6 protein-coding genes and 1 pseudogene are annotated in these 6,113 nt (G+C 29.8%); all 7 read left to right on the plus strand.

Annotated elements, in window-relative coordinates:
- The first annotated feature begins 59 nt into the window (after positions 1-59).
- Complete coding sequence (locus Q8777_RS02170; protein WP_318749385.1) at positions 60-701, plus strand: YqaJ viral recombinase family protein; 642 nt, start codon at positions 60-62, stop codon at positions 699-701.
- Positions 702-819: 118 nt separating this feature from the next.
- Complete coding sequence (gene tmk, locus Q8777_RS02175) at positions 820-1,446, plus strand: dTMP kinase (RefSeq protein ID WP_318749386.1); 627 nt, start codon at positions 820-822, stop codon at positions 1,444-1,446.
- A gap of 2 nt (positions 1,447-1,448) precedes the next feature.
- On the plus strand, positions 1,449-1,604 hold the full coding sequence (locus Q8777_RS02180) for a hypothetical protein (protein WP_318749387.1): 156 nt from the start codon (positions 1,449-1,451) through the stop codon (positions 1,602-1,604).
- Positions 1,605-1,687: 83 nt separating this feature from the next.
- Positions 1,688-2,260: pseudogene (locus tag Q8777_RS02185) on the plus strand (hypothetical protein).
- 5 nt (positions 2,261-2,265) lie between these two features.
- Positions 2,266-3,765, plus strand: coding sequence for a DnaB-like helicase C-terminal domain-containing protein (locus Q8777_RS02190; RefSeq protein WP_318749388.1), 1,500 nt, complete (start codon positions 2,266-2,268; stop codon positions 3,763-3,765).
- A gap of 19 nt (positions 3,766-3,784) precedes the next feature.
- The gene (locus tag Q8777_RS02195) at positions 3,785-5,089 is read left to right on the plus strand and encodes a toprim domain-containing protein (protein ID WP_318749389.1); all 1,305 of its coding nucleotides are present in this window, start codon (positions 3,785-3,787) and stop codon (positions 5,087-5,089) included.
- Positions 5,090-5,279: 190 nt separating this feature from the next.
- Complete coding sequence (locus Q8777_RS02200; protein WP_318749460.1) at positions 5,280-5,879, plus strand: hypothetical protein; 600 nt, start codon at positions 5,280-5,282, stop codon at positions 5,877-5,879.
- The last annotated feature ends 234 nt before the right edge of the window (positions 5,880-6,113 follow it).

The raw sequence follows: 6,113 nt of genomic DNA on the forward strand, positions 1-6,113 counted from the left end.
AAATAAATATTTAAACCATCAAAAAAAACTAACAATTGTTAGAGAAAAGAGAGAAAAAAATGAAAATTAATTTAGAACAAAAAACCCCAGCGTGGTTTAAACACCGCCAAAAATATATTAATGCTACCGAAATCGGCAGTATTACTGGGTTAGATCCGTTCCGTTCAATGGAACAATTAGTTCATGATAAACTATTTGGTACTACCTTTCAAACTAATAAATATGTTGAATATGGTAATCAGATGGAACCATTGGCTCGTCAATTTATCGAAAAACAACTTAATTTAACCTTTGAACCTGTTATCTTTATCGATGACCAATATCAACGTTTTTCTGCCAGTTTAGATGGTTATAATGAACAAACAAATACCTTATTAGAAATCAAATGTCCTTATGTCGATGAAAATAACCATATTTCCAGTACTTGGACGTTATTTTTAGCTAATCCCTGCGAAAAAACAATTCCGCTCTATTATTGGTCTCAAGTCCAATGTCAACTGTTCTGTTCCCGAGCTAAACATGGTTATTTTTTAGTTTATTTTAAAGATACCTTTTTTCATGTGGTCAAAGTAACTTTAAATCAAGCTTTTATTCAAAAAATGTATCAAGCAAGCGAGCGATATTTAAAATTATTAACGAAATCTAAAATAGAACTTGCCCAAAGTACTTATTTAAAAACCTTAAGTAAATTCAAAAAATAAAAAAAGTAATTTATTTTAAGACCCTTTTCGAAGGGTCTTTTTTTATTTAAAGCTATAAAAAAAACTACAACTGGTTAAGAAAAAAAAGATAAAAAAATATAAATAAAGGAGATTCTTAATGAAATTTATAGTTTTTGAGGGATTAGATGGCAGTGGTAAAACTACTCTCATCAACGCCCTTCAGCATAAATTAAATGATAAACAAATAAAATATCGTATCTATCAAGGGTTAGGTAGTAGTTCCATTGGTCCTTCTATCCGTCATTTATTTCTTAATTTTCACCAAGTTCATTTTTTAACCCGTTTTTATTTGAGTATCGCCAATATGACCCAAACCCAAACTGAATTAATCAATCTCGCTTTAGCCAAAAACGCATTAGTCATTTTAGATCGTTGGGTGGGTTCCACTTATGCTTATCAATTATATCCCTTTTTAACAAAAGGAAATAAACATCATTTTTTAAAAACCATTTTTGACATCACTCAAAAAGAACTTTTAATCAAACCTGATTTAACCATTTATTTAGATCTTGACCCTCAATTAAGTAGGGAACGTAAGAAAAAACAAAAAGGACACCAAAACGATCTGATCGAACGGCAACCTGTTGCTTATTTTCAAAAAGTACGCGCAGGTTATTGGGCTTATTTAACCCGTTATCCTGGTGGCCTTAAATTAATTTTAGCTGGAAAAAATACAATACAAACCAATTTACAAAAAATTATCAAAATCTTAGGAGCAATTTAACAATGGCGATTATCATCAAAAAAACTTGCCAAAACGGCAATCAATATTTTTACTACAGCAATGGTAAAATCAAAACCATCACCAAAGACGGACAAATTAAATGGAAAACTAAATATGTTTTTCGTCGTAAAAAGAAAAAAAACAAATCTTTCCCCTAAAGGAGGAAAAAAATGAAAATAAATAAAGTAATAATTCCTTTTTCTTTATTGATAAAGACAATAAAAGAGAATGGTGAGTCATCATGTTAACAATTGAAATTTTAAACACTTTTTTTCAGGCAACTCATTTGGAGTTGCCTTTTCATGTTTATATGCAAAAAAATCATTCTCTTTTAAATCAATATTTTAAAAAACATTCTATTAACGAACAAAAACAACACGTCTTAAGAGGCAAAATGAACGAGTTATTAATTTTAAGATATTTAAAAAGCCAAGGAATTAATAATTTATATCCTTAAGCTTATTTATTCTTTATCCCTGATATTAAATTTGATTTAGTGTTATTCTCTCAAACCAAAAGAATTTTCGGATTTAGTATTAAAACTTGCCTCCGCGAACGTTATAAACAAGCGGTGATCGAAGGCCAACAATTAAAAAAATTAGATAGTCGGTTCCGCTATTATTTATTAACTAACGATACCCAAGAGGCAGAAAGACTCAATCAAAAAATAACCCAAGGCAAAGTCCCAGGAATTGATGCCGTGATTAATTGTTTTTCGCCCCAAGCCGATTTGTTTATCCAGAACCTGTTAACCCAACAATTCACTATTTTTACCGATATTAATTTAATTAAAAAAAATAAAAAAAGGAGATAAAAACCATGAAGGAATCCGTTTTTGAATTAACCAACGAACAACAAGCTTTATCCCAAATGGTGGAGTATATCGTAAAAAAACAATGGGAAAGATTAAAAATTTATACCGAAATCGTCGATGTTCGCTGTCTAAAAGAATCAAACCATCAAAAGATTTTTAATGGTTTGAAGTATTTATTTTGTGATCAACCATCTAAAATAAGCGAAAAAACATTAATTGATAAAGATGATTTAATCGCTGAATTATTGGTTTATTTACAAACCCATTTTCCCCAAGATCATTTCCAAACAAAAGATTTAACCTTTTTAACAGTCAAAGGAAACAGAAATTTTCATTTTCTTGATCATTTAAAACATACCTATAACCAAAAAAAATTATTTCAACAATTAATGACTATCATTCGCCCTTCTTTCACACAAACTGATCCCTTTACCGAAAATGCCTATTATCAAGAAATCTTTACGAAATTAAGAAATTTTATCAGTTTACTCCCCGCCGAGATGGATAAAACTTTATATTCCTTTGCCGAACAAAATAACTTATGTCAAGAATTATTTGTTATTGATAAACAAGCCCAACAAAAAATCCAAGAAGCATATTATCGGTTAACGCAACAATTTCACGGTTTGAATCAAGCCACCAAAGGTTTTAAAAAAGGCCAAATTATTACAATTGGGGGAGCAACAGGTCTAGGAAAAACCAGTTTTGTTTACAATTTATTATTAAATCTCAGTCAAAAAAAATATGAAGAAAAAGCCCATCATCCTTATCTTTTGTTATTTTCCTATGAAATGACCTTATTTGAAGAAGTCAGCCGTTGTTTGGCTATTTATACTGGTCTTCCTTTAAATGTTATTTTAGAAAAAGATTTTCGCACAATTGAACCAGCTCTTTATGAACAAAAAATGAAAGAGGCTCAAACTTTTTTTCAAAAAATAAATTGGCAAACCAGTTACGATCCCTCCAAAAAAATAGACCACGCCCTGCAATTAATTTATCGTCTTCATTTAGAACAAAAAGTCGAGATTGTCGTTTTTGACCATCTTCAAATCATGAAAGGAACTAGTGATTTTGATAATGACCGTTTAGTCATCGACGAAATCATGACCAAATTAAAAAAAATCGCTGTCGAACTGAAGATTGTTATTATTATTTTATCGCAATTTTCTCGAGATCCTCATTATCACCCTCATGGTAAAGCCCCCCGTATTACCTCGTTAAAAGGTTCGGGCGGGATTGAAACCAATTCTGATCTTGTCCTGTTGATGTCTAAATTTAACCCTTTTATCGAGAAAGACAAACGTAAACCAATCGAATTCTATCAATCAGCATTTGTTGATTTATATTATCAAGCCCAAGAAAAAACCAATAACCAACAAATCATGGAAGTTGACATCAAAAAAAATAGAAGTGGAATAAAAAAAACTTTGTTATATCATTTTAATCCTTCAATCCAAACCTTTCTAGAAATCGGTGAAATACCCCCTTATGAAGAAGAGTTTTAAATAGGGAAAGGACAAAAGTATGAATAAACAAATTGAAATCTCAGATTTAAAATTTAAATTCCCCATGTTGGTTTTATTAAAAAAATTAAACCTTTTACCACCCCATTTTCCTAAACACTATCGTTTTCCTTGTCCCATTCATCAAGGAAAAAATCCGACGTGTTGTCATATTAATGCCAAGAATTGTTTACATTGTTGGAAATGTGGTAAAGATTATGATATTATTGATGTTTATATGGCCATCCGCGGTATCAAAAACTTCTCACAGACCCTGGTCAGAATTAATAACTTTATGAAAACCCAAGAATTTGCTACTTTAGTTCAAAAAGAAAAAGAAGGAACAAAAACAGCTTCTACTTTTTTCCCATCCTATCAGATCAGAAAATCTCATCGCCCCCTGGACGAACAAGAAATTAATCTTAAAAAGAAACAATTATTGAAAACCATTTCCCCTTTATTTAACCAAATTCGGGATTATTATCATTATTTATTAATCAACAATAATAACGACGGATTAGCATATTTAACGAACCAAAGAAAACTTACTTTAACCACCATCAAAGAATTTAACCTTGGTTATGCTCCTCCTACCACTCAACCTCTCTCTTTTCGGTTTGTAAATTACGCGAAAAAGAAAAATTTTGATATTAATAAATTAGTTGAATACGGGTTTTTAAAAGCAAGAATCAAGAAAGAAGGCCAAAAATATTATCATGATAATTTCCAGGGTTCGATCATTATTCCCATTGAAAATCGTGATCAGCAAACTTTTCATTTTTATCAAAATCATTTTCGTCCTGTTGCTTACTTTCAACCTAAATATCAAGCTTTAACTAATTTTAGTCAAACCCCCACTTTTCATTTTAGTTATCGGTTCGGGCAAGCTTTACCCTGGATCAAACAAACCCAAACCATGATTATTCATGAAGGTTTTTTTGATGTGATAAGTGCTTGGCAAAACGGATTTAAAAATGTCGTCGGGTTAATTTGTGTAGCCCAATTACTTTCACAATCCCAACTAGCCATTCTTCAAAAAGAACAAATTAAAGTGATTATCGCTTTAGATAATGATGAAACAGGACGTCAACGCGGTCAAAAATTAGGAGAACAATTACAAGAAGCTAACATTAGATATGAAATTAGGAATATTTTAGTACCTTATGCCCAAACTTGTAAAGATGCTGATGATTTATTACGGCAATACGGAAAAGCAGCTTATCAAAAATGCTTTTTAGATCCTTATGAAGAGGCGAAAAAGAATAATATTGTTGATTTAGCAATCCGTTATTTTGGTGAAGACAAAGTCCGTCTCAAAAATGAATAATTTAAAAAAAACATTAATTGAAAGAAGAAAAATAGCTCAAATATCCCCTAATTAAAAAATCATACCTCATCGCTAAAATAACGCTAGATTTTAAATTAAGATGAAGATACTATTAACAAAATTATTAATTACTTTATTTTTTATGATTTGATATGTTATTTTTAGATCGCTACCAAGGAGGAGCAAGAAAATGTATAACCAAGAAGACCGAATTATTATCGGAGGTAAAATATCTGTTACCACTAATCCCAACCTGCCTCAAATTAAATTTTTTTTAGCAGCTTTACCAATGGAGATTTTATTAACTATCAATATTATCGCCCACACTAAAAAGAAAAACACTTACCAAAAAGCAACTTTTCTCATCGAAAACCAAACTTTATTCGTGGATACTGCTATTTTAGAAGAAATCAAAAATTATAAAAAAGAATTAATCCAAACTAAAGCAATACAGGGTGAGAAAGTAATAAAAACCTTCTCTGATCCCTTACAAAATTATTTTCCTATCTTTCAAATCAATTATCAAAATAACCAAAAAGAAGAAGTTAAAAAAGTAATTGGTAAAATAAATATCCCCAAACTCGAAACCTTAAAATTATTCCAACTCGACCAACAGAAAAAAGATAAATATGGGCAACTTTTAAAAACCAACTATAAAAAAGGATTAAATATTCTTTATTATCGCTTAGAAGATTTAAAATATATTAATTTTTTTCTCACCAAAGCTAAACAAGGTTATCGAGTGAAAAAAATACATCCGATGTATAAATATATATCTAAAAATAAATAATTTTTTACTAACATTTTTATAACACTTTACTAACAGTTTTATAACACTTTACTAACAGTTTTATAACGCTTTACTAACGGTTTTATAACAGTTTCCCTCACTCAAAATCCCATATAAATACAAATAGAATTAACCAGTGATATTTGATATTTTATATCGATAATGATAATGATATCGATATTTGATATTATCGAATTATCATTCTTATCATTATTAATTATCGATATAAAAAAA

Origin of the sequence: Candidatus Phytoplasma stylosanthis, assembly GCF_032886435.1 — a bacterium.
GTDB lineage: Bacteria > Bacillota_I > Bacilli_A > Acholeplasmatales > Acholeplasmataceae > Phytoplasma > Phytoplasma stylosanthis.

Coding starts and splice junctions, on each gene's coding strand:
- Q8777_RS02190 (WP_318749388.1), top strand. CDS start 2,266: ATGAAGGAATCCGTTTTTGAATTAACCAACGAACAACAAGCTTTATCC.
- Q8777_RS02170 (WP_318749385.1), top strand. CDS start 60: ATGAAAATTAATTTAGAACAAAAAACCCCAGCGTGGTTTAAACACCGC.
- Q8777_RS02200 (WP_318749460.1), top strand. CDS start 5,280: ATGTATAACCAAGAAGACCGAATTATTATCGGAGGTAAAATATCTGTT.
- Q8777_RS02180 (WP_318749387.1), top strand. CDS start 1,449: ATGGCGATTATCATCAAAAAAACTTGCCAAAACGGCAATCAATATTTT.
- Q8777_RS02195 (WP_318749389.1), top strand. CDS start 3,785: ATGAATAAACAAATTGAAATCTCAGATTTAAAATTTAAATTCCCCATG.
- tmk (WP_318749386.1), top strand. CDS start 820: ATGAAATTTATAGTTTTTGAGGGATTAGATGGCAGTGGTAAAACTACT.